Annotated in this window: 22 protein-coding genes; 16 read left to right on the forward strand and 6 right to left on the reverse strand. The window is 42.7% G+C overall.

The window, feature by feature from the left end; genetic code table 11:
* Positions 1-19: 19 nt before the first annotated feature.
* The gene (locus HG263_RS18715; protein WP_171627602.1) at positions 20-301 is read right to left on the reverse strand and encodes a hypothetical protein; all 282 of its coding nucleotides are present in this window, start codon (positions 299-301) and stop codon (positions 20-22) included.
* 585 nt (positions 302-886) lie between these two features.
* Here HG263_RS18715 and HG263_RS18720 point away from each other — a divergent pair.
* Both HG263_RS18720 and HG263_RS18725 read left to right on the forward strand, forming a co-directional pair.
* Positions 887-1,132: a helix-turn-helix domain-containing protein gene (locus HG263_RS18720; RefSeq protein ID WP_171627603.1), complete on the forward strand. Its 246-nt coding sequence runs from the start codon at positions 887-889 to the stop codon at positions 1,130-1,132.
* Positions 1,129-1,650: a GNAT family N-acetyltransferase gene (locus HG263_RS18725; protein WP_171627604.1), complete on the forward strand. Its 522-nt coding sequence runs from the start codon at positions 1,129-1,131 to the stop codon at positions 1,648-1,650. Before HG263_RS18720 ends, HG263_RS18725 begins: the two co-directional genes overlap by 4 nt.
* A 20-nt stretch (positions 1,651-1,670) precedes the next feature.
* Here HG263_RS18725 and HG263_RS18730 read toward each other — a convergent pair whose 3' ends face one another.
* From HG263_RS18730 to HG263_RS18750, 5 genes are all read right to left on the reverse strand, one after another.
* Positions 1,671-2,417, reverse strand: coding sequence for an SDR family oxidoreductase (locus HG263_RS18730; protein ID WP_171627605.1), 747 nt, complete (start codon positions 2,415-2,417; stop codon positions 1,671-1,673).
* Between the two features lie 55 nt (positions 2,418-2,472).
* Positions 2,473-3,006, reverse strand: a complete 534-nt coding sequence (locus HG263_RS18735) for a hypothetical protein (RefSeq protein WP_171627606.1) — start codon at positions 3,004-3,006, stop codon at positions 2,473-2,475.
* Positions 3,007-3,746: 740 nt separating this feature from the next.
* Positions 3,747-4,229, reverse strand: a complete 483-nt coding sequence (locus tag HG263_RS18740; protein WP_171627607.1) for an FKBP-type peptidyl-prolyl cis-trans isomerase — start codon at positions 4,227-4,229, stop codon at positions 3,747-3,749.
* The gene (locus tag HG263_RS18745) at positions 4,229-6,640 is read right to left on the reverse strand and encodes a Lon protease family protein (RefSeq protein WP_171627608.1); all 2,412 of its coding nucleotides are present in this window, start codon (positions 6,638-6,640) and stop codon (positions 4,229-4,231) included. Before HG263_RS18745 ends, HG263_RS18740 begins: the two co-directional genes overlap by 1 nt.
* Positions 6,641-6,685: 45 nt before the next feature.
* Positions 6,686-7,144 carry a zinc ribbon-containing protein gene (locus HG263_RS18750; protein ID WP_171627609.1) on the reverse strand — a complete coding sequence of 153 codons (459 nt, stop codon included), beginning with the start codon at positions 7,142-7,144 and terminating at the stop codon, positions 6,686-6,688.
* Between the two features lie 174 nt (positions 7,145-7,318).
* On the opposite strand from HG263_RS18750, the gene leuS reads away from it, so the two are divergent.
* The 14 genes from leuS to HG263_RS18820 all read left to right on the forward strand — a co-directional run bounded on the left by leuS (position 7,319) and on the right by HG263_RS18820 (position 21,396).
* Positions 7,319-9,907: a leucine--tRNA ligase gene (gene leuS / locus HG263_RS18755; protein ID WP_171627610.1), complete on the forward strand. Its 2,589-nt coding sequence runs from the start codon at positions 7,319-7,321 to the stop codon at positions 9,905-9,907.
* 1 nt (position 9,908) lies between these two features.
* The gene (locus tag HG263_RS18760) at positions 9,909-10,409 is read left to right on the forward strand and encodes an LPS-assembly lipoprotein LptE (protein ID WP_171627611.1); all 501 of its coding nucleotides are present in this window, start codon (positions 9,909-9,911) and stop codon (positions 10,407-10,409) included.
* Entirely contained in the window at positions 10,409-11,446 is a 1,038-nt protein-coding gene (gene holA / locus HG263_RS18765) for a DNA polymerase III subunit delta (protein ID WP_171627612.1), read from the forward strand. Before HG263_RS18760 ends, holA begins: the two co-directional genes overlap by 1 nt.
* A 4-nt stretch (positions 11,447-11,450) precedes the next feature.
* Positions 11,451-12,080 carry a nicotinate-nucleotide adenylyltransferase gene (nadD, locus tag HG263_RS18770; RefSeq protein WP_171627613.1) on the forward strand — a complete coding sequence of 210 codons (630 nt, stop codon included), beginning with the start codon at positions 11,451-11,453 and terminating at the stop codon, positions 12,078-12,080.
* 55 nt (positions 12,081-12,135) lie between these two features.
* Complete coding sequence (rsfS, locus tag HG263_RS18775; RefSeq protein ID WP_171627614.1) at positions 12,136-12,453, forward strand: ribosome silencing factor; 318 nt, start codon at positions 12,136-12,138, stop codon at positions 12,451-12,453.
* 3 nt (positions 12,454-12,456) lie between these two features.
* Positions 12,457-12,927: a 23S rRNA (pseudouridine(1915)-N(3))-methyltransferase RlmH gene (gene rlmH, locus HG263_RS18780; RefSeq protein ID WP_171627615.1), complete on the forward strand. Its 471-nt coding sequence runs from the start codon at positions 12,457-12,459 to the stop codon at positions 12,925-12,927.
* Positions 12,928-12,937: 10 nt separating this feature from the next.
* Entirely contained in the window at positions 12,938-14,806 is a 1,869-nt protein-coding gene (mrdA, locus tag HG263_RS18785) for a penicillin-binding protein 2 (protein WP_171627616.1), read from the forward strand.
* Positions 14,803-15,912, forward strand: coding sequence for a rod shape-determining protein RodA (gene rodA / locus HG263_RS18790; RefSeq protein ID WP_171627617.1), 1,110 nt, complete (start codon positions 14,803-14,805; stop codon positions 15,910-15,912). Before mrdA ends, rodA begins: the two co-directional genes overlap by 4 nt.
* A complete protein-coding gene (locus HG263_RS18795; protein ID WP_171627618.1) occupies positions 15,909-16,673 on the forward strand; it encodes a septal ring lytic transglycosylase RlpA family protein in 765 nt (254 codons plus the stop codon). The genes rodA and HG263_RS18795 overlap by 4 nt, the downstream gene beginning before the upstream one ends.
* A 45-nt stretch (positions 16,674-16,718) precedes the next feature.
* Complete coding sequence (locus HG263_RS18800; protein ID WP_171627619.1) at positions 16,719-17,882, forward strand: serine hydrolase; 1,164 nt, start codon at positions 16,719-16,721, stop codon at positions 17,880-17,882.
* Positions 17,883-18,033: 151 nt separating this feature from the next.
* Complete coding sequence (ybeD, locus tag HG263_RS22470; protein WP_171627620.1) at positions 18,034-18,312, forward strand: DUF493 family protein YbeD; 279 nt, start codon at positions 18,034-18,036, stop codon at positions 18,310-18,312.
* A gap of 17 nt (positions 18,313-18,329) precedes the next feature.
* Entirely contained in the window at positions 18,330-18,983 is a 654-nt protein-coding gene (gene lipB, locus HG263_RS18810; RefSeq protein ID WP_171627621.1) for a lipoyl(octanoyl) transferase LipB, read from the forward strand.
* Entirely contained in the window at positions 18,980-19,945 is a 966-nt protein-coding gene (gene lipA, locus HG263_RS18815) for a lipoyl synthase (RefSeq protein WP_171627622.1), read from the forward strand. Before lipB ends, lipA begins: the two co-directional genes overlap by 4 nt.
* Before the next feature lie 245 nt (positions 19,946-20,190).
* Entirely contained in the window at positions 20,191-21,396 is a 1,206-nt protein-coding gene (locus tag HG263_RS18820; RefSeq protein WP_171627623.1) for an aromatic amino acid transport family protein, read from the forward strand.
* Positions 21,397-21,406: the final 10 nt, after the last annotated feature.

The following is a 21,406-nucleotide window of genomic DNA, read 5'->3' on the forward strand; positions in this document are numbered from 1 at the left end:
CGCCGTAATCAACTTGCATTTATAAATCTAAGTAACCAAGTCGGTTCAACTCAAGTGCCTGAAATTTTAGTGGATCTTGAATTCGACATTCACCGTTTACCCTCACGAAGTCAAGAACGACTCCTGTATCCTCTGCATTTTGGTGGCATTGTTTTGGCACCATAAGGTTTTTTAATTGTGAGGGAGAAAAGACCCAATCTTCATCTTGCTCAAGTAATGTCTTTTGCAAATATATCGCATAGGATGTTGCAATAAGTGCAGCCCAAGACGAATGGAGTTTCCAATCTGCGGCATACCTCATGCCAAACACGTCTGAAATCATTTTAGGGGTACTGTTGTGAACATCTGGATTAAAGTCTTTAATACCAAAGTTAACAAACTATCCCTCAATTTGAAACTGAAATGCTTAAGGCCGATGTTCAATTAATTTCGGGCAGTCGCTTTTTTAGCCGTTATGCCCCCCCTGTTTGGATTTTTGTCTTGCTTACTAGGCTCACGGTGATGGTTTGCCGAATCGCCCCTAAACTTATACGTCACATAGAGAGAAGCTTCCTTTAATTTGCTTTTTCTCTCAATAATTTCGTCGTCTATTGTCAGCTCCCAGACATATAAGTTCATGCATCGCGCTAGTGCAGCGCCGCTCACAATCATGCTATTTTGGTGCAAAATAGCATATACCAAAACCATAAAAACATATAACCAATTGAATTTATTTAAAATAAAAAGTTGGTATGGTTCTTCCAGTAGATAATTATCAATCACAACGACCGAAGGTGGTTATCATGTACGACTTATATCAAACTCTTTATTTACTATGGCACTTAGACATCAGTATTTGGCAAATTCATGACACACAACATCCAGTTAAACGCGCAAGGAGCTAGTGATGCGCTCAATATCTCGCAACCACCCTCTGGTGCTAGAGGCCGTTCACAAAGTACTGAGTGAGCAGTTTTCAATTTCTGAAGCAGCTGAACAATATGCACTACCTAAGCGTACCTTGTATGATGCTGTGCGTCTCGCTCAGGCTAAACCAAAGCAACAAAGTGACAAGTTAAACGCGACTAAACAGCTATTAGAGCAACACCTTAAAGAAGTCGAACAAACACTGCGCGGATTGCAACATTCATGAAAGTAAAAGTAATAAACATAATTCAACCTGAGCAAATCAGAAGTCTGCAATTTCAACTTATTGAATTGTTAGGCGCATGTATAAACGAAGGTGCATCGTTAGGCTTTTATGCGCCAGCAGATGCAAAGCGACTAACCTCATACTGGCAAGGTGTCGAGGCTTCAGTAGCGCAAAAAAAGCGCAGCCTTTATGCAATTTTTCATGATGATATGTTAATAGCCTCTGTACAACTAGTTCCCTGCCAAAAGCAAAATGGCCAACATCGTGCAGAAGTTGAAAAGCTCGTTGTTCATCCACAAGTGCAACGACAAGGATTAGCCCGAAAGTTAATGGCTGCGCTCGAAGCTGACGCTTTACAGCAAGGGATAAAGTTATTATTTCTTGATACACAAACAGGTGATAAATCTGAGCTGTTTTATCAGGCGCTTGGCTATAGTAAATCGGGCGAGATCCCAAAATTTGTCACAGATAGTAACGGCACATTTAGCAGCACCAGTTATTACTATAAACTCCTTTAGACAATCATTGTTAGCAGGGGCTACTTCCCTCCTGCAAGGTCGATAAAGCTGCCTGTTACATAACTGGCTTCATCGCTTAATAACCAAGCTATAGCATTGGCTACTTCTTCGCTGCTGCCACCACGTTTCAATGGTAATAAAGAGGCTAGACGGTCAACACGCTGCGGCTCTCCACCATCGGCATGAATATCAGTATAAATACAACCAGGTCTAACACAGTTCACCCTAATACCACTATCTGCTAGTTCCAACGATAAGCCAGTCGTAAAACTATCAATGGCTCCTTTGGAAGCCGCATAGTCCACATATTCATTGGCACCACCTAAGCGAGAAGCAGCTGAAGACACATTAACAATTGCACATTTGGTTGTATCATGGTGAGCTCTAAATTGCTTAATGGCTTCTCGAGCACAAATAAAATAAGGGGTAACGTTTTGCATCAAAATAGCATTTATACGTTCAGCATTCATCTGCTCTACCCGCATTTGCGCTTGTAAAACCCCAACATTGTTAACCAAGTGACTGACTGCCCCAAGCTCATCTTGGACCTGAGAAAACAGCTCAATCACCGCTTTTTCATCACTAATATCAGCTTGAAAAAGGGCACCATCGCCACCGCTCTTACGTATTTTTTCAAGTACAGAAGAAGCAGCGCTAGTATTACTTTTAAAGTTAATAGCAACTTTATACCCTTTCGAGGCAAGTTTAAGTACAGTCGCGGCACCAATACCACGACTCGCACCAGTTATTAATGCAACTTTGAGCAAAATTACAACCTAAGATTTATAAACATATAATCAATGTACATAAACAACATCGTGATTAAAACTGATATCTAAAAGCGATAGAGGCTGTTGCCTCATTTTCCTTACTCGCTCTTTGCTCACCATATCCCGCCATCACGCGCATTTTCCAGCCTCTTTCATGATACGCCCTTGCGAAAGAGTAGTTATAACTGACACCTAGACCATAGATGCTTCTACGGTCAAATACTTCCGAAAATGCAGAGGCAAATGCACAGCCTATCGCGCCACCAATGGATGGATCTTTGTCTTTTTCACATTCAATTTCTCGGTTGCTCGCTTTGACACCGACTGCACCGACAACAAGACCTAATGCATGTTTATTATTGTCACTAACTACTCTTTCCCAACCAAAAGTGAATCCGACATCCAAGCTTTGGCCTACTTGAAAGTACATACCACCTTCAGGGGAATAGCTACCAATTTCAGCATTAATAAAGTAAGGCAAGCCAGTGCCAATAGAGTACCCAACTGTGCTCTGTTGTGTATCAGCACTAGCAATAGATGTATATGCACTTGTTATTAGAGCGCATGCTAAAACAAGCTTTTTCATTAAATTTCCTTTCAATTATCTAGTTTTAAAATTCCGTTTTCAGGAACGAGAGAAGCTCAAGGAATATACTAAACAACATTACATCAAGCAATGAAATAAATGTAGAAGTTGTAAACTTTTACGTATGGGAAATCTAATTTCTCTTTTTATAAAATTTTTATTGCATCATAAAAGCTAGCACTAATATCCAATTGCTTCTTGATGATAGCCAATCCGAGTACATCACACAGCTTATGCAGTAAGGCTGTAGAGCAACTACCCAGCAGTGACTTTTACTGCGTATTTACGCGCTTATTGACGCTCAACTTTTCAACTTGATTTGAAAATGGTTGGGAAAGTTTGTTTCTATTTTTTGCAGGCTCTTATGGCTAACTCTGCGTTGGATTTTTCTGCTTTTTCACCCTCAGGCGCTTAGCGCTGAACACATTCACCTTATTGACACTATTACTGCAGAACCTGATCGCTTCATTGTAGCGCCAGCAATGATGAGTGCTTCGTCAGTGATGGGACATGCGGTGCGGGAAGGTAAAACTCGGTAGTATTTAGATGATGGTATTTATGGCTCTTTCAGCGGTCTAATGTTTGATGAAACAGACTATCCAATATCGCCATCAGCCAAAGTACGCAATGTTACCCAAGTGTACTTGCAGGACTAATATGCGACAGTATTGAAAAAGCAGTGCGAATAAGAATGCCGAGTAACAAACTCGGCATTCTTTTGGTTCTACTATTACCGATAATTACGATTCAATCGCCAATAGTTCTACCTCAAATATTAACAACGACCCAGGTTCAATTTTACCTGCGGCTCTATCGCCATAGCCTAAGTCTGGGTCAATAAAAAATCGGAACTTATCACCCACTTTCATCAATTGCACGCCCTCAGTCCAACCAGGAATAACTTGATTTAAACCAAAACTAATTGGGCTATCTCGTAATACCGAGCTGTCAAATACTGCACCATCAAGCAAAGTGCCATGATAATGTACTTTAACTTTACTGGTTTCTGTGGGATGGACCTCTCCACTACCACTTTGCAATACTTCATACTGCAAACCTGAAGCCGTCGTTTGAATTCCCTCTTTTGTAGCGTTTTGTGCTAAAAATTCCTGTGCCGCTTTGCGGTTAAACTGTGACGACTGCTTTTGTGTTTTAGACTGCTTATAGACAAGTCCTGCTAACACCAAGATTACAACCAATAAAATGATATTTGTGGTCGACATTATTCACCCTTTTCTTTGTCATCTTCTTTGTCTTCACCATTGACCACATTGGCAATATGCGCCAAGCGCGCTAGCGCCAATGCGTTGATGCTACCCTCTGGGTACTCACCATCGGTTAATTTACCCGCTGGTTTATCCATTAATAGTGTCAGCGCTTCGTCAACACTTTCTACGGCATAGATATTAAATTTACCTGCGGCTACCGCAGCCACAATCTCATCGTCTAAAACGAGGTTTACGCGGTTAGAATGAGGGATGATCACCCCTTGCCCCCCTGTTAAACCACGCATTTTGCAAAGCTTGAAGAAGCCTTCTATTTTCTCATTCACCCCACCGATGGCTTGTACTTCACCATGCTGGTTAATAGAACCCGTTAACGCTAAAGATTGATTTATAGGAAGTTGAGTAATAGCTGAAATCAGCCCACAAAGCTCCGCTAAAGAGGCACTATCACCATCGATGTAACCATAGCTTTGTTCAATTGCAATATTAGCGCTCAATGTTAAGGCAAAGTTTTGTGCATACTTATTACCTAAATAGCCGGTCAGTAGCATGACCCCTTTTGAGTGAATTGATTTACCTAACTCAGCTTCACGCTCAACATCAATCACCCCGTCCGCCCCAGCATACACAGTTGCCGTTATGCGTGCAGGTGTGCCAAATGCCGTATCACCGATGTGTAACACTGTCAGGCCATTTACTTTACCAACCGCTTTACCTTGAGTGGCGATCAGTGTGTGCCCTTCTTGAATATCACTTAGCATATTTTCGCTAAGCTGTCCGGTGCGATACTGTTTGCCAGCAACTGCCTCATCAATATGTTCTGCATCTATTTGCGTAACATCATCTTGCTTAGCATAAAAGCTGGCCTCCGCAACTAACTCCAGCACATCAGCAAAACGTGCTGATAACTTAGTATGGTGCTCGGCTTGGCGATAACTAAATTTGAGCAAGCGCACAAACGCTTCTGCACTTAACGTACAATTGAGTGTATTGCTTGCATAGTCTTGTACTTTAGTTATGAACTGGTACTGCATTTTATCCGAGCTTGGCAAGTAATAATCGAAATCAGCCAATACTCTAAACAACTCGCCAAATTCTTCATCGTATTCACCAATGGTGTAATACAAATCACGAGAGCCTAACAAAATGATTTTCACATCCAACGGGATAAGTTGTGGTTTTAGGGTAAAACTGCTGCCCACTGAGTTATCTTGGTATGGCAGGTCATTTTTAATTTGGTGCGTTTTAAGTGACAACTTAAGACCATCCCACACTTGTGGATTGGCCAGTACCTTTTCAGCATCCATGATTAAATAACCACCATTTGCACGATGCAATGCGCCCGCTTGGATTGAACGATAACTGGTGATCAACGTGCCTTGCGATGTGGCATATTCCACCTTGCCAAAAATATTGCCAAAGGTTGGATTTGGCTCATACACCACAGGTGCAGGATCATCGTCTTTATATTCCACTAAAATGTTGGGCGCAAAAAAGTCACTCAGCATTCCTTTTGCGTCAAAGTCGTCTTTGTTTTCATCACTACTGGCGTCGTCATCTAGCCACTCAAGCACTGCATCAACAATTTCTGTACGCAAATCTTTTAAGTAACGCACAACGCCAATATGGCTTGCATACTTATGCTCTAAAGTCCTCAATAAAGGTTTAGTTGCCATTTCAACCGTTGATTTTTTTAAGTTACGCAGCTTTTCTGATGATTCGCGCTTCCAGCGAGGAAGCTCTAGTAACGCTTCTATCAAAGCATCTTCTAGTTGCTCAATGGCGTTAATAAAGTGTGCTTGCAGGTGCTCATCTAGCGCCGCAAATTCATTGTCATCTAGTTGTTTTCCATCCACGACAGGTGCAAAGCCCACAAGATTACTTTCTTCTAACAAAGCCACACTTTTCTCTGCGGCCAATTGCTCCACTGCCGTCAATGCCGCGTTATATTTATTATCAAAATCTCGATCGATGGACTTTTTCTTTCGCTGATAACCCGGGTTATCAAAGGCAGCAGGAAAAGTATCAGCAACTTCATCCAAAAACTCATCGATGTCATCGGCAAGTTCTTTACTCTGCCCGGCTTGCATAAACATCGCAATTGGCTCACGGTGATCATCGTAGTTGTTTACGTATAACCACTCTTTAGGTGTCTGCCGTGTTTTGCTATGTGCTTCGAGTTTGTCTTTTACCATGGTGAAGCGGCCAAGCGCCGCTTCACCCATTACAAATACATTATAACCAGGTAGTTCCATACCCAGAGCAAAATCTAATGCGCTTTGAGCGCGTTGTTGACCAATAAAGGGAAGTGCTTCTGGGTAAGGGTTGTGCATACATGATTGCACATGGGTGATAGCAACCGACGGCGCTAGCGCGTCGGTAGATAATGGCGATATTTTTTTGGTCATTCCTAACTTCTTATTTCTAAACGCTAACTACAATCAAGCTAGGTTTTATGGAGACAATGCTTTACGCATAAACTCATTATGCCCACACTCTGAGCAAGGCATAATCTCACTGGCGTAAAATACATCCAATTTATTGCCACAATTCTTACATACTAATTGCCCCATGGCTATCCATTCTCCGCTCTTGTAAGTGCCTTTGTGATTAAAATCTTGCACTAAAGCTTGCCATTCTAACTGAGTCCTATCCTCTAATTGAGATAATTCATACCAAATAGAAGCTTTGAGTTCCTCCCACGCCAAATCATCGTAATCGCTTTTATGCTTCTTGAGGTGCGCTAAATCACGGCTCAAGTAATGCTTGTATGTCTGCAGCTTTTCTTGGGAAAAGTCTTTCAATGCCTGTTGATGCTCAATAAACTTCTCAACCAAATCATCCACTTCATGCTCTTTCACATCTTTAACCCAATCAATAAATTGACCTAGCCACGCTTTGTAACTTGACATGTCATACTCCATTTTTGCCGTATCAACTTAACTATAGCTTATGGGATACCCAGTGTGGCTTTTATACTCAGCGCAAATACTTAAAAATGCGCTGTGGCTACTGTGAATTGGTGCTTTTTTGGGGTATGCTATCGGGCAATTTTCTATCAATTTGCAAGAAGTCTGGAAACGTAGATGCAAGAGCAATATAACCCGCAAGACATAGAGTCAAAAGTCCAACAGTACTGGGAACAAAACAAGACATTTAAAGTCGTCGAAGACGAGAGCAAAGAGAAATATTACTGTCTCTCGATGTTCCCATATCCAAGTGGTCGACTGCACATGGGTCACGTTCGTAACTACACCATTGGTGATGTAGTATCACGCTTCCAACGCTTACAAGGTAAAAACGTGATGCAGCCTATGGGTTGGGACGCGTTTGGTCTACCAGCTGAAAACGCCGCGATTAAAAACAACACAGCACCAGCAAAATGGACATACGAAAACATCGATTACATGCGAAACCAACTAAAGCAGCTTGGCTTTGGTTACGACTGGGATCGTGAAATTGCCACTTGCCACCCTGAATACTACAAGTGGGAGCAGTGGTTTTTCACTAAGCTTTACGAAAAAGGCTTAGTATACAAAAAGATGTCTACCGTAAACTGGGACCCTGTAGACCAAACTGTACTGGCTAACGAGCAAGTAATTGACGGCCGAGGTTGGCGCTCAGGTGCTATTGTAGAACAAAAAGAAATTCCACAGTGGTTTATTAAAATCACTGACTATGCGCAAGAATTGCTCGACGATTTAGACAAGTTAGAAGACTGGCCTGAGCAAGTTAAAACGATGCAACGTAACTGGATTGGTCGCTCTGAAGGCTTAGAAATTGACTTTAAACGTGCCGATAACAGTGAGACGTTTACAGTTTACACCACTCGTCCAGATACCTTCATGGGTGTAACTTACGTGGGTATTGCTGCCGCTCACCCAATTGCACAAGAAGCCGCTAAAAACAACGCGGCAGTTGCTGCCTTTGTAGAAGAATGTAAAAACACCAAGGTTGCGGAAGCGGACATGGCAACCATGGAGAAAAAAGGGATTGATACAGGCTTTAAAGCGGTTCACCCACTAACAGGCCAAGAAGTACCAATCTGGATAGCTAACTTTGTATTAATGGACTACGGTTCAGGTGCAGTAATGGCAGTACCTGGTCACGACCAACGTGACTTTGAATTTGCAACCGCCTACGGTCTTGAAATCAAGCAAGTGATTGCACCTGAACCTGGGTCTGAGCTGGTTGCTGATTTAAATAAAGAAGCGTTTGCCGAAAAGGGCGTGTTAATTAACTCTGGTGAGTTTGATGGCCTAGATTTCGAAGGCGCATTCAACGCCATCGCAGACAAACTAGAAGCACAAAATGCTGGTAAGCGTAAAGTAAACTACCGTTTGCGTGACTGGGGCGTAAGCCGTCAGCGTTATTGGGGCTCGCCAATCCCAATGCTGAGCGACGAAAACGGTCAGGAGCTTGCTGCAACAGAAGATATGCTGCCTGTGCGTCTTCCTGAAGATGTGGTGATGAATGGTGTAACGTCGCCTATTAAAGCAGATCCTGAGTGGGCTAAAACTACCATGAATGGTCAACCTGTATTTCACGAAACAGATACTTTTGATACTTTCATGGAATCATCTTGGTACTACGCTCGCTACTGTAGCCCTCGTTTTAATGAAGGCATGTTAGAGCCTGGTGCTGCAAACTACTGGCTACCAGTAAATCAGTACATTGGTGGTATTGAGCATGCGATCTTGCACTTGTTGTACTCACGCTTTTTCCATAAGTTACTACGTGACTTTGGTTTAGTTAACTCGGATGAGCCATTTGAACGCCTACTATGTCAAGGCATGGTATTGGCCGATACCTTCTATCGTAAAGATGAAAAAGGCGGTGACATTTGGATCTCACCAACCGACGTGCAAACAGAAACCGACGACAAAGGCCGAGTCACTAAGGCATGGCATAAAGAAGACGGTCAGCCAGTATTCTCTGCAGGCATGAGCAAAATGTCTAAGTCTAAGAATAACGGTATCGACCCACAAACAGTTATCAAACAATACGGTGCTGATACGGTACGTTTATTCATGATGTTTACTGCACCACCAGAGCAAACGCTTGAATGGTCAGACTCAGGCGTAGAAGGCGCACATCGTTTCCTTAAGCGCGTTTGGAAATATGCCGTTGATGTTAACGCTGCAGGTAAAGCCCAGTTAAATGTTGCAGCCCTTAACAGCAACCAAAAAGCACTGCGCCGTGAAATTCACAAAGCCATTGCTAAAGTAACGGACGACTTATCACGTCGCCAAACGTTCAATACGGCAATTGCAGCTATCATGGAATTATCAAACAAGCTGGCAAAAGCGCCGCTTAATGATGAACAAGATATTGCACTGGCAAACGAAGCGCTTAACGCGATGATCATTATGCTTGCGCCAATTACGCCACACATGTGTCATGAGCTTTGGGTACAGTTGGGCAACCAAAACGATATTCTTGACGAAGCATGGCCTGTTGTAGATGAAGCCGCATTAGTAGAAGATGAAAAGCTCATCATCGTACAAGTTAACGGTAAGCTACGCGCTAAATTAACGGTGGCAGCTGATGCCAACCAAGCGCAAGTCGAAGCTCTGGCCTTTGCCGATGAAAACGTCACTAAATTCACGGATGATAAAACCATCCGTAAAGTGATTTATGTGCCGGGTAAACTACTGAACGTGGTAGCAAACTAAGATGCGCTTAACTGCGTTTTTCAAACACGGATTAGCGCTTGCGCTAGTCTGTGTTTTGTTATCTAGCTGTGGCTTTCATTTAAAGAAAGCCTCATATTTACCAATCGAAATGCGCACCTTGCAATTAACTGGTGATGACACACGTGCTCAACTATTTGAGTTACTTAGTAGTGATTTACGCCAAGCAAAAGTCGCTTTGGTTACATCAGCAAAAAATAATACACCAATTGCAAAATTACACCTGTATCGAGACACCTTAGAGCGACAAACACTCAGCTTGTTTAAAAATGGACAGGTGGCACAGTATCAACTTGCATATGGTGTGTCGTATCGTTTAACCCGTCCAAACCAAGAGCCCATAGAGCAACGCTTTGAGCTGTACCGTAATTATCAAGACGATCCTGATAACGCCATTGCAAAAGCTAAAGAACTTGAGTTACTACTCAATGAGCTCCGTCAGCTGGCCAGTGAGCGCATTGTTCGCGAGTTGTCACAACTATAATGCGCTATTACGCTAATCAACTGAGTAACCAATTACGCCAATCTCTGGCGTCATTTTATATGGTTTTTGGTGAAGAGCCGTTCCAAGAGGCAAATTGTGTACTGGAAATAAAGCAGGCAGCTAAAAAACAAGGGTTTGATGAAGTCATTAAATTTTCATTGCTACCGGGCTTTGATTGGCAAGAACTAATCGCTCAATATAATAGTATGTCGTTGTTTAGCGCTCGCACATTAATAGAGTTTGATTTAAACCAGCAAAAACCAGGCACACAAGGCAGCCAAGTTTTAAAAGAACTCGCCGCTCAACCTAACCCAGATGTGGTGTTAATTTTAAAAGGCTCAAAAGCAGGACAAGATATCCAGCGTAGTGCATGGTTTAAAGTGCTTGATAAGTCAGGCGTGTTTGTACCTTGTTACCCTTTAACTGGTACTCACTTGACCCGTTGGTTAGATGATCAATGTAAAGTTCTGAAGTTAAATTTGGCCAGCGATGCCAAACGCAGTTTGCTTAGCGCCACCGAAGGTAATTTACTGGCAACTCACCAAGAACTCGAAAAGCTATCATTGCTTTATAAGTCTGAACCAATTGACCAAAAGCAAGTGTTATCTGGGCTACTTAATCAAGCAAAGTTCGATATCTTTGATTTAAATAATGCGCTGCTACAGGGCAACACAAAACAGCTTGTTAAGGTTATGCTCAAACTAGCAGATGATAATGTAGAGCCAGCCAGTATTGTGTGGACGATAAATAAAGAAGCACAAACTTTATTGAGCTTAAAACAGGGTTTGCAGCAAGGGCAGAATATTAGCCAACTGTTTAAACAACATGGCGTTTGGAAGAACCAACAAGCAGCCACATCACAGGCAATAGACCGACTCCCCTTAATACGCCTCGAGCAGATAATTGAGTTGCTTGCGCAATTCGATGCAGCTTATAAGCGTGCTAATATTGTGGCTCCCTATCAGGCTTTAACACATATTGCGCTGTCTTTTTGTCAGCCAGTGCCATTCGAACTCCCATATCAGCGCGTAAACTAGAATTATGATTGCTTTATTTGGCGGAACGTTTGACCCTATTCACCTTGGCCATATCAATATGGCTAAACAGTGTGTTAAAGAACTAAAATTAGATAAGCTGAACTTCCTACCTTGTGCTATGCCTGTTCACAAAGCTCAACCAGGCATAACAGATGCGCACCGTCTGACAATGTTGTCGCTTGCCACGCAAGACAATCCCAAGTTTGCAATTGACCGCAGGGAGTTAATCAGGCAAGGCCCTTCTTATTCACTGTTAAGTTTACAAGAGTGTCGAACAGCTTCTCCCAATACACCGCTGTTATTTTTAATGGGTATGGACTCGTTTAACAGTTTACCCAGTTGGTACAAATGGCAAGATATTATCCAGCTTTGCCACATCATTGTTTATCAACGTCCAGGAGAAAAACTGGCGAATTCGGATCAATTAACACAATACTTAGCACAGGCTAGCACCACAAACCGTGAATTGCTCACTCAGCAACAAGGTGGATTGTGCTACTTTTTAGCGGGTGATACCTTTGACGCAGCATCTAGCGATATTCGTAAGCGCATAAAAAATAGAGAAAATACTGAACATTTGCTCAACGAACAAGTCAGAGAATACATTGATGAACATCACCTGTATGCTGAATAAGCCTTTATGCTGTGTTAGAATCGCCGATTATTTTATTTAGTAAAGAGACACAAACTTGAATTCTGAACAACTTTTAGACTTTGCTTTGGACAAAGTTGACGATATGAAGGCCCGTGATGTAGTAAAACTTGACGTGCGTGGTGTATCTTCTGTCACCGATTACTTGGTGATCTGCTCAGGTAACTCTAAGCGTCATGTCCAATCAATTGCAGAGCATGTTGCAAAAGAAGCGCGCCATGCCGGTGAAGAGCCTTTGGGTCAAGAAGGCCAAGATGTGGGTGAGTGGGTACTCGTAGATTTGGGCGATGTAGTCGTTCATGTTATGCAAGACCAAACACGTTCTTTGTATGACCTTGAAAAGCTTTGGGGCTAAATTTTGAAGATTCAACTCGTTGCCGTTGGAACCAAAATGCCAGCTTGGGTTGAAACCGGTTTCAAAGAATATCAGCGCCGCTTTCCCAAAGACATGGCGCTAGAACTCATTGAAATACCAGCAGGTAAACGCGGTAAGAACGCTGACATAAAAAGGATTTTACAAATAGAAGGTGAAAAGACCCTCGCTGCAATCCCCAAAGGCAATCGCATTGTTACATTAGAAGTAACGGGAAAGCCTTGGGATACACACCAACTTGCCAGCAATATGCAAAAATGGCAATTGGATGGTCGAGATATCAGTTTACTCATAGGTGGACCTGAAGGTTTAGCACCTGAGTGTATTGCCGCTTCAGAGCAAAAGTGGTCTTTGTCTAATTTGACACTGCCACACCCTTTAGTGCGTATAATTGTTGCAGAGAGCCTCTATCGGGGATGGAGCTTAAACAACAATCATCCATATCATAGAGAATAGTTAGCTGACAATGATAAAAGCAAGGCCAACGATCCGTGACCATTCCGCCGAAGCAAATTTATTTGCCCGTCGCGCTTTCATTGGCTTTATTTTTGTAGTTTCATTAATAGGTCTACTATTGATGAACGTCTACAACTTGCAGGTTGTTGACTTCGATACTTATAAAACTCGCTCCAATGACAATCGTATCAAGGTCATTCCTGTTGCTCCCAACAGAGGCTTAATCTACGACCGAAATGGTGTACTACTGGCAGAAAATCGGCCGGTTTATAATTTAGAAGTGGTGCCAGAAGAAGTAGAGAATCTTGACAAGAGTCTTCTCGAGATAAGTCAACTACTCGCCATTTCAGACCAGCAAATAAATGATTTTAAAGAAGATATCCGTAATAACCGTCGTTTTAAGAGCCAAGTTTTAAAAGCGCGTCTTGATGAAAAAGAAGTTGCGGTATTTTCTGTTAATCAACATAAATTCCCAGGCTTTAGTATCGAAGCCCGCTTATCCAGGTATTATCCTTATGGTGATACTCTGACTCACGCACTAGGCTATGTTGCAAAACTCAACAAAAAAGAGTTAGCAGAGCTAGAGCTAGAAGACCGCGCCACCAATTATCGTGCAACTCATGATATTGGTAAACGCGGCATTGAAAAATACTACGAAAAACAACTACACGGCATTGTTGGTTCACAACGTGTAGAAGTCAACAACCGTGGCCGAGTATTACGAACGCTCAGTGTTGAACCGCCTGTGCCAGGACAAGATTTAGTACTGACAATAGACATAGGCTTACAACAAATTGCACAACATGCATTAAAGGATACTAGAGGCGCTGTTATTGCGATAGATCCAAAAGACGGTGGTATACTCGCCTTGTATTCTAATCCAAGCTACGACCCAAACTTGTTTGTGCATGGTATCAGCAGTGAACAGTACAAAAAGCTGCTCAATGAGGACAGACCGTTAATCAATCGCGTCACACAAGGGCGCTACCCTCCCGCATCAACTATTAAACCTCACCTCGCTATTTTGGGATTAGAGGAAGGCGTGGTAACCGAAGAAACCAAAATATGGGACCCAGGCTTCTTTCAGATCCCCAACGTTGATCATAAATGGCGCGACTGGACTCGTTGGGGGCATGGTCATGTCGATATTTACAAAGCTATCGAAGAATCTTGCGATACTTATTTTTATCGAATCGCTTATAAGTTAGGCATTAGTAAAATTGCTGATTTTATGGATCAATTTGGATTTGGCGATCTCTCTGGAATCGATATCCATGAAGAAACGACGGCAATATTACCAACCGTGGATTGGAAGCGTGCCCGTTTTAAAGAAAATTGGTGGCCTGGCGATACTATTTCCGTGGGTATCGGCCAAGGTTATTGGACCGCCACACCAATTCAAATCGCTAACTCAGTGAGCATTCTGGTCAACCGTGGCGCTCACCGTCAACCCCACTTAGTGCAGGTCGCAAAGCAAGAACAGGCAATAACGCAACTATTCACTGAAGAGAAACCTCCTGTAACTCTGAGCAATCCACACCACTGGCAAGTTGCATTAGAAGCTATGCACAACACCGTACTCAGAGGCACTGCACGCAAGGCATTTAAAGGAGCGACTTATGATCCTGCTGGAAAAACCGGCACAGCTCAGGTCGTTAGTATTGCACAAGGTGAAAAGTATGATGCCAAAAACATTAAAGAACGCCACAGAGATAACGCTGTATACACAGGCTTTGCGCCATTTAATGACCCCAAAATAGTTGTCGCTATCGTGGTTGAAAACCAAAAAGCAGGGGGCGGCAGTATCGCAGCGCCTATCGCTAGACAACTGATGGATTACTATTTTTCTGCCTACCCTCTCGATTCGGAGCCGCAATGACGCCGTTACACACAAAGCGCACACTCTGGCAAAAAATTCACTTGGATTGGCCTTTACTTGTCGCCTTGATGTTGATGATGTTGGGCAGCTTGACTGTTGTATATAGCGCCAGTGGCCAAGACATGAGCATGATGTTTCGACATTGTACGCGCATGGCAGGTGCTGTCATCGCAATGTTGTTTATGGCCCAGCTCTCACCTAATACGTTAAAGCGCATTGTGATTCCTTTATATTTACTGGGTTTGGGCATGCTGATCGCGGTATTATTTGTCGGCGTAAGTAGTAAAGGTGCTCAGCGTTGGCTTAACTTGGGAATTACCCGCTTTCAGCCTTCAGAAATCATGAAGCTGGCGGTCCCTATGATGGTTGCCTGGTATATAGGACAGCATCGACTTCCCCCGTCAATTTGGAATTTAATTGTTGGCTTTACGATTGTGTTAGTGCCCACGATTTTAATAAAAGAACAGCCTGATTTAGGCACCTCTATTCTCATTGCCAGTTCGGGGATTTTTGTACTGTTTCTCTCAGGTTTAAGTTGGAAACTCATTGGTATGTTTGCGCTACTCGCAGGGCCAGCTGGCTTTGCATTTTGGCATTACGGCATGCACGCCTATCAAAAACAGCGAGTGCTTACCTTTTTAAACCCTGAGAGTGATCCTCTTGGTTCTGGCTATCATATCATTCAATCAAAAATAGCTATTGGCTCTGGCGGTGTTGAGGGTAAGGGTTGGTTACAAGGCACGCAGTCTCAACTAGAGTTTCTCCCTGAGCGGCACACTGATTTTATATTCTCCGTTTTAAGCGAAGAGTTTGGATTGTTTGGTGTTGTCATGCTACTTAGCGTTTACTTATTTATTATAGGCCGCGGTTTATTTATTGCAGTTAATGCACAAGATGCTTTTAGCAAGCTGCTGGCAGGCGCTCTAACGCTCACATTTTTCGTCTATGTATTTGTAAATATCGGCATGGTATCTGGGTTGCTTCCTGTCGTTGGTGTTCCTCTGCCACTTATCAGCTATGGTGGCACATCTATGGTGACGTTAATGGCCGGTTTTGGCATTATTATGGCTATCGCAACAGATAAGAGGATGTTATTGAAGTCATGAACAAAGCACAGCTAAAATTTGCTTGGTGTTTACTTTTGATAAGCATGCTCAGTGCCTGTAGCAACCGTTACCATATAAAGCATGATAAAGCCCCTCTTCGAGCACCCACCGTATTGGAAATGCAAGATGCGGTGCTAACGAACGAAGTCAAAAGCGTTGCTGCAGGGCGGCCATATACTGTATTAGGAAAGCAATACACGCCTATGTCAGACGAACGAGGCTACACTGAACAAGGCGTTGCCTCTTGGTATGGTAGAAAATTTCACGGCTATCACACCTCTAATGGCGAAATTTTCAACATGTTTGATATGACCGCTGCACATAAAACTCTACCATTACCCAGCTTTGTTAGAGTCACTAACCTCGATAACGGAAAGAGTGCCATTGTACGGGTTAACGACCGAGGACCTTTTCATGATGACAGGCTTATCGACTTATCTTATGCAGCAGCATACAAGCTAGGATATCACGTAAATGGTACAGCCAATGTTAAGGTTGAAGCCATTACTCTTGAGCGCCAAGCGCCACGCCTAACCTACATTCAAGTAGCTGCGGGTAGCCAATTAGACAAAATTCAAGAGATAGCGAACTCTTTAAAACAAAAGATGGCCCTTGATAATGTGATCACGTTAGAAAATGGGCTATACAAATTACGCTTAGGGCCAATGCAAGGTGATCAACACGCACAGTCGGTGTTAAATAACCTGCGAAAAGGTGAATTTAACCAAGCCTTCTTGCTTTATAGTGAACAACAACTTTAGAATATTGCGGTGACGCTAACTAACCAAACTTAAAATGCGAGCATAATGACTTTATTAAAATCAAAATTTATTACTCAGATTTGCGCCTTTGTGTGTTCTGCTTCTATTTTTGCAGCCAACGCGCAAATTTTGCCATCGCCTCCTCAAGTTAACGCTAAAGGTTATTTTTTAGTTGATTTTACGACTGGCAAAGTCATTGCAGAGGGTGAAGCAGATACCAAACTTGCACCTGCAAGTCTTACCAAAATGATGACAAGCTACGTAATTGGTACTGAAATAAACGCTGGAAATATTTCTCCAAGTGACATGGTCACTATCAGTGAAAAAGCATGGGCTAAGAACTTCCCAGAATCGTCAAAAATGTTTATCGAAGTAGGTAAACAAGTAAGCGTAGACGATTTAAATCGTGGCATTATCATTCAATCAGGCAATGATGCCTGTGTTGCAATGGCTGAGCACATTGCGGGCAGCGAAAGTGCTTTTGCCGACCTGATGAATGCCCATGCAGAAAAACTTGGCATGACCAATTCGCATTTTATTAACAGTCATGGTCTTGATACCGAAGAGCACTATACCACACCTAGAGATATGGCAACGCTTGGTGCCGCACTTATCCGTGATGTACCTGATGAATATGCTCTTTATAAAGAAAAGTCATTTACCTTCAATGGCATAAAGCAATACAACCGAAATACCCTGCTGTGGGATGCCAGCCTTGATGTGGATGGTATTAAAACGGGTCATACTTCAGAGGCTGGCTACAGCCTAGTCACATCCGCAACAAAAGACGATATGCGTCTTATCGCTGTGGTTATGGGCACAGCCAGTGAGCGAGCACGTAAGGTTGAAAGCAAAAAGCTACTCAACTACGGTTTTAGATTTTTTGAAACTATCACACCTTATAAAGCGGGTGATAGCTTTGCCGAGCAGCGCATTTGGATGGGTAATAAAGAAACTGTTTCACTGGGTATCTTACAAGACACACCAATCACGATTCCTCGTGGTCAACGTAAAAACCTAAAAGCAAACTTTGAGTTAGATAAAACTCTAGAAGCACCTCTTGCTAAAGGCAGTAAGGTCGGTACTTTGTTTTTACAACTTGAAGGTGAAGAAATTGCTCAGTATCCGCTTGTAACGCTTGAAGAAATAGGCGAAGGAAGTTTCTTCTCTAAGATCTACGACTATTTACGTTTACAGATCGCACAATAATTTAAAAATCATAAATGAACGCCTCCATTGCGAGGCGTTTTTTTTTGCCACAAAAATGGTAGAATGCCGCCATTATTCTCGGTTTGTAACCACAAACCGATTTGTTAAGCTTGCAAACAAGCAAGATAGTTCCAGTAGTGAGGACAGCGTAGTGGTAAATCCAGTAAAAAATACTAAGTTTGATGAGTACTTAGAATTCCCATGCCCATTCACCTTCAAAATAATGGGTGTTGCAAACGTGAGCCTTACGGACCAAGTATTAAGCAAACTTCAAGTAATGGCACCTGGCGATTACGCACCAAAAGTGAAGCCCAGTAGTAAAGGTAATTATGAGTCTATTACTGTGGTAGTCACTGTGATATCAAAAGAGCACATTGAACAAATTTACACCGAAATTGGTTCATTAGAAGACGTTCGTCACGTACTTTAATAGGCATGACGACAACTATGAGTCAACATAAAGTAATCGTGCGCCAACTTGGCCGATGCAGTTACGAGCCTATCTGGCAAAAAATGCAAACATACACAGATCAGCGCGATGACAATAGCGCTGATGAAATTTGGCTTGTTGAACATGAAAGCGTGTTCACGCAAGGTCAAGCGGGTAAAGACGAGCATTTACTCGCACCCGGTGACATTCCGGTGATTAAAGTAGATCGTGGAGGGCAAGTCACCTACCATGGACCCGGCCAGCAAATGATGTATGTACTGTTTAATTTACGTCGCTTAAAGATAGGTGTGCGCGAACTAGTCACATGGCTAGAGCAATGCATCATTGACTTTTTGGCAGAGCATAGCATTACAGCATACGCAAAAGCAGACGCACCTGGCGTATACGTTGATAACAGCAAAATCGCCTCTTTAGGGTTAAGAGTAAGACGAGGCTGCTCTTTTCATGGCTTAGCATTGAATGTAAACATGGATATGTCGCCATTTTCGCGCATTAACCCATGTGGCTATGCTGGCATGAATATGGTGCAAACAAGCGAATTAAACGGCCCAACCGCAATGGAAGAAGTGGCTAATGGGCTAGTCAAACACATGCTAAAACGACTCAATGCTGAAGTTGTAGAGCAAACACAAGGGTTTGAAAACGAATGAGTAAACCAGTAAAGATGGAGCCAGGGGTAAAACTAAGAGATGCCGAGAAAATGGCATTGATCCCCGTTAAAGTACTCCCCACTGAAAAACAAGAAATGCTGCGCAAACCTGATTGGTTGAAGATCCGTTTGCCAAAGTCAAGCGAACGCATTGATGGGATTAAACAAGCGATGCGAAAGCACGGCTTACATTCGGTCTGTGAAGAAGCGTCTTGTCCAAATCTATCAGAATGCTTTAACCACGGTACAGCTACTTTCATGATCTTAGGCGCGATATGTACACGCCGTTGCCCATTTTGCGATGTTGCTCACGGCCGCCCTCTTAAGCCTGACGCTGAAGAGCCTGAGAAGCTGGCACTCACAATTAAAGATATGAAGCTAAGCTATGTGGTGATCACGTCTGTAGACAGAGATGATTTGCGCGATGGTGGTGCTCAACATTTTGCTGATTGCATTACTGCGATTCGTAAACACAACCCCCATATCACGATAGAGATTCTAGTACCTGATTTTCGTGGCCGTATGGACCGCGCACTAGAAATATTAACCCGAACGCCACCAGATGTGTTTAACCATAACTTAGAAACTGCGCCACGCTTATACAAATTAGCGCGACCAGGTGCCGATTATAAGTGGTCGCTAGAACTATTACGTCGTTTTAAAGAAGCACACCCTAACGTTAAAACCAAGTCTGGTTTGATGGTTGGCTTAGGTGAAGAGATCTCAGAAATCGAAGAAGTACTCAGGGACTTACGAGAGCACAACGTAGATATGTTGACCGTCGGTCAATATTTACAACCTTCGAAGCACCATTTACCAGTTAAACGCTATGTAGCACCTGCAGAATTTGATGCGTTAAAAGACTATGCTGATGAAATTGGCTTCGTTCACGCAGCGTGTGGCCCATTCGTTCGCTCCAGCTACCACGCTGACCAACAAGCTGCTGGTAAAGAAGTAAAATAGAGCACAACACTTTAACAAGCGCCTTTTAGGCGCTTTTTTTATACTATTCGAACGTCCCCTTTCAGTTCTGCAACGCTTCAGGTAAGACCATTACGTGGCAAAGAATTTGTTACATTTAGTCCCTAAATTAAAAACCCCGTAAAACATAGATTACAATCGTTAACATTGATTTATGGCAAAACTATTTCATTTTTTAACACTCCAGTATATCTTGCTGGACTCTCTCACACACAAAGGGGCAATTTGTGCTTAAAAATAAAACACTGGGGAGTATGCTGATCGTCGCAGGTACGACCATAGGTGCAGGAATGTTAGCGCTACCTATTGCATCTGCAGGTCTTGGCTTTACGACAGCTTTAATACTGATTTTACTGTCTTGGTTACTGATGACCTATACCGCTCTGCTTATGCTGGAGCTTCACCAATATGCCAGTGCAGACGCAACACTGAACACCCTTGCTAAATCAATACTGGGTAAACGCGGGCAATATATTGCAAACTTTGCAATGATATTTTTATTTTATGCACTATGTGCTGCTTATATCGCTGGCGGTGGTACACAACTACAAGAAAAAATGAGTAATGTGCTTGGTATAGAGGTAGCACCTCAAGCAGGGTCTATTTTATTGGCTATTTTGGTTGCCAGTGTCGTAACTGCAGGCACAAGCACGGTAGATAAACTCAATAAAATGTTATTTGCAGTCAAAATTACCGTACTTGCCAGTTTGTTTTTTGTTTTAAGTCCTTATGTACACGGCCAGCACCTGCTCGATATGCCTATTCAACAAGGCTTGGTACTATCCGCAATCCCTGTAATCTTCACTTCGTTTGGCTTTCACGGTTCAATTCCTTCTATCGTGAAGTACGTTGGTTTAGATATTAAATCTCTGCGTCGCGTTATGATGTTTGGTGCGGCACTGCCACTGGTGATTTATGTATTCTGGCAACTACTCAGCCAAGGTGTTATGAGCCAGCAAAGCTTAATGCAAAGTAATGGCTTGTCTGGGTTTGTAAGTAACATATCTAACATAGCACACAACCCGCATATCAGTACCTTTGTTACTGTGTTTGCAGATTTAGCTCTTGCGACTTCATTTTTAGGCGTAAGCTTAGGCTTGTTTGATTTTTTTGCTGATGCGTTCAAAAAAGGCAATGGCAAACTAGATCGCAGCAAAACGGCGTTAATTACTTTTTTACCACCACTTGGCTTTGCTCTGTTCTATCCAAAAGGTTTTATCATGGCGTTAGGTTATGCGGCTATCGCACTCGTGATACTGGCTGTTTTTCTACCCGTAGCAATGGTTTGGTCACAACGTAAACAAGGCTTACAAACTGACGGTTACCAAGTTAGAGGTGGCTCACTAGGTTTGGCTATCGCGGCATTGTGTGGCCTACTAATCATTGCTGCTCAGATGCTGCAGATGACTGGTGTTATTCCTTCATTAGGCTAACAAACCCAAT

It is taken from the genome of Pseudoalteromonas caenipelagi, from assembly GCF_013140855.1.
Classification (GTDB): domain Bacteria; phylum Pseudomonadota; class Gammaproteobacteria; order Enterobacterales; family Alteromonadaceae; genus Pseudoalteromonas; species Pseudoalteromonas caenipelagi.

Excerpts from the sequence above, each read along its gene's own strand:
- mrdA (WP_171627616.1), top strand. The coding sequence starts at position 12,938 with ATGATAAAAGCAAGGCCAACGATCCGTGACCATTCCGCCGAAGCAAAT.
- HG263_RS18725 (WP_171627604.1), top strand. The coding sequence starts at position 1,129 with ATGAAAGTAAAAGTAATAAACATAATTCAACCTGAGCAAATCAGAAGT.
- HG263_RS18720 (WP_171627603.1), top strand. The coding sequence starts at position 887 with ATGCGCTCAATATCTCGCAACCACCCTCTGGTGCTAGAGGCCGTTCAC.
- lipB (WP_171627621.1), top strand. The coding sequence starts at position 18,330 with ATGAGTCAACATAAAGTAATCGTGCGCCAACTTGGCCGATGCAGTTAC.
- leuS (WP_171627610.1), top strand. The coding sequence starts at position 7,319 with ATGCAAGAGCAATATAACCCGCAAGACATAGAGTCAAAAGTCCAACAG.
- rodA (WP_171627617.1), top strand. The coding sequence starts at position 14,803 with ATGACGCCGTTACACACAAAGCGCACACTCTGGCAAAAAATTCACTTG.
- nadD (WP_171627613.1), top strand. The coding sequence starts at position 11,451 with ATGATTGCTTTATTTGGCGGAACGTTTGACCCTATTCACCTTGGCCAT.
- HG263_RS18800 (WP_171627619.1), top strand. The coding sequence starts at position 16,719 with ATGACTTTATTAAAATCAAAATTTATTACTCAGATTTGCGCCTTTGTG.
- holA (WP_171627612.1), top strand. The coding sequence starts at position 10,409 with ATGCGCTATTACGCTAATCAACTGAGTAACCAATTACGCCAATCTCTG.
- HG263_RS18715 (WP_171627602.1), bottom strand. The coding sequence starts at position 301 with ATGAGGTATGCCGCAGATTGGAAACTCCATTCGTCTTGGGCTGCACTT.
- HG263_RS18745 (WP_171627608.1), bottom strand. The coding sequence starts at position 6,640 with ATGACCAAAAAAATATCGCCATTATCTACCGACGCGCTAGCGCCGTCG.
- HG263_RS18735 (WP_171627606.1), bottom strand. The coding sequence starts at position 3,006 with ATGAAAAAGCTTGTTTTAGCATGCGCTCTAATAACAAGTGCATATACA.
- HG263_RS18795 (WP_171627618.1), top strand. The coding sequence starts at position 15,909 with ATGAACAAAGCACAGCTAAAATTTGCTTGGTGTTTACTTTTGATAAGC.
- HG263_RS18760 (WP_171627611.1), top strand. The coding sequence starts at position 9,909 with ATGCGCTTAACTGCGTTTTTCAAACACGGATTAGCGCTTGCGCTAGTC.
- HG263_RS18750 (WP_171627609.1), bottom strand. The coding sequence starts at position 7,144 with ATGTCAAGTTACAAAGCGTGGCTAGGTCAATTTATTGATTGGGTTAAA.
- HG263_RS18740 (WP_171627607.1), bottom strand. The coding sequence starts at position 4,229 with ATGTCGACCACAAATATCATTTTATTGGTTGTAATCTTGGTGTTAGCA.
- lipA (WP_171627622.1), top strand. The coding sequence starts at position 18,980 with ATGAGTAAACCAGTAAAGATGGAGCCAGGGGTAAAACTAAGAGATGCC.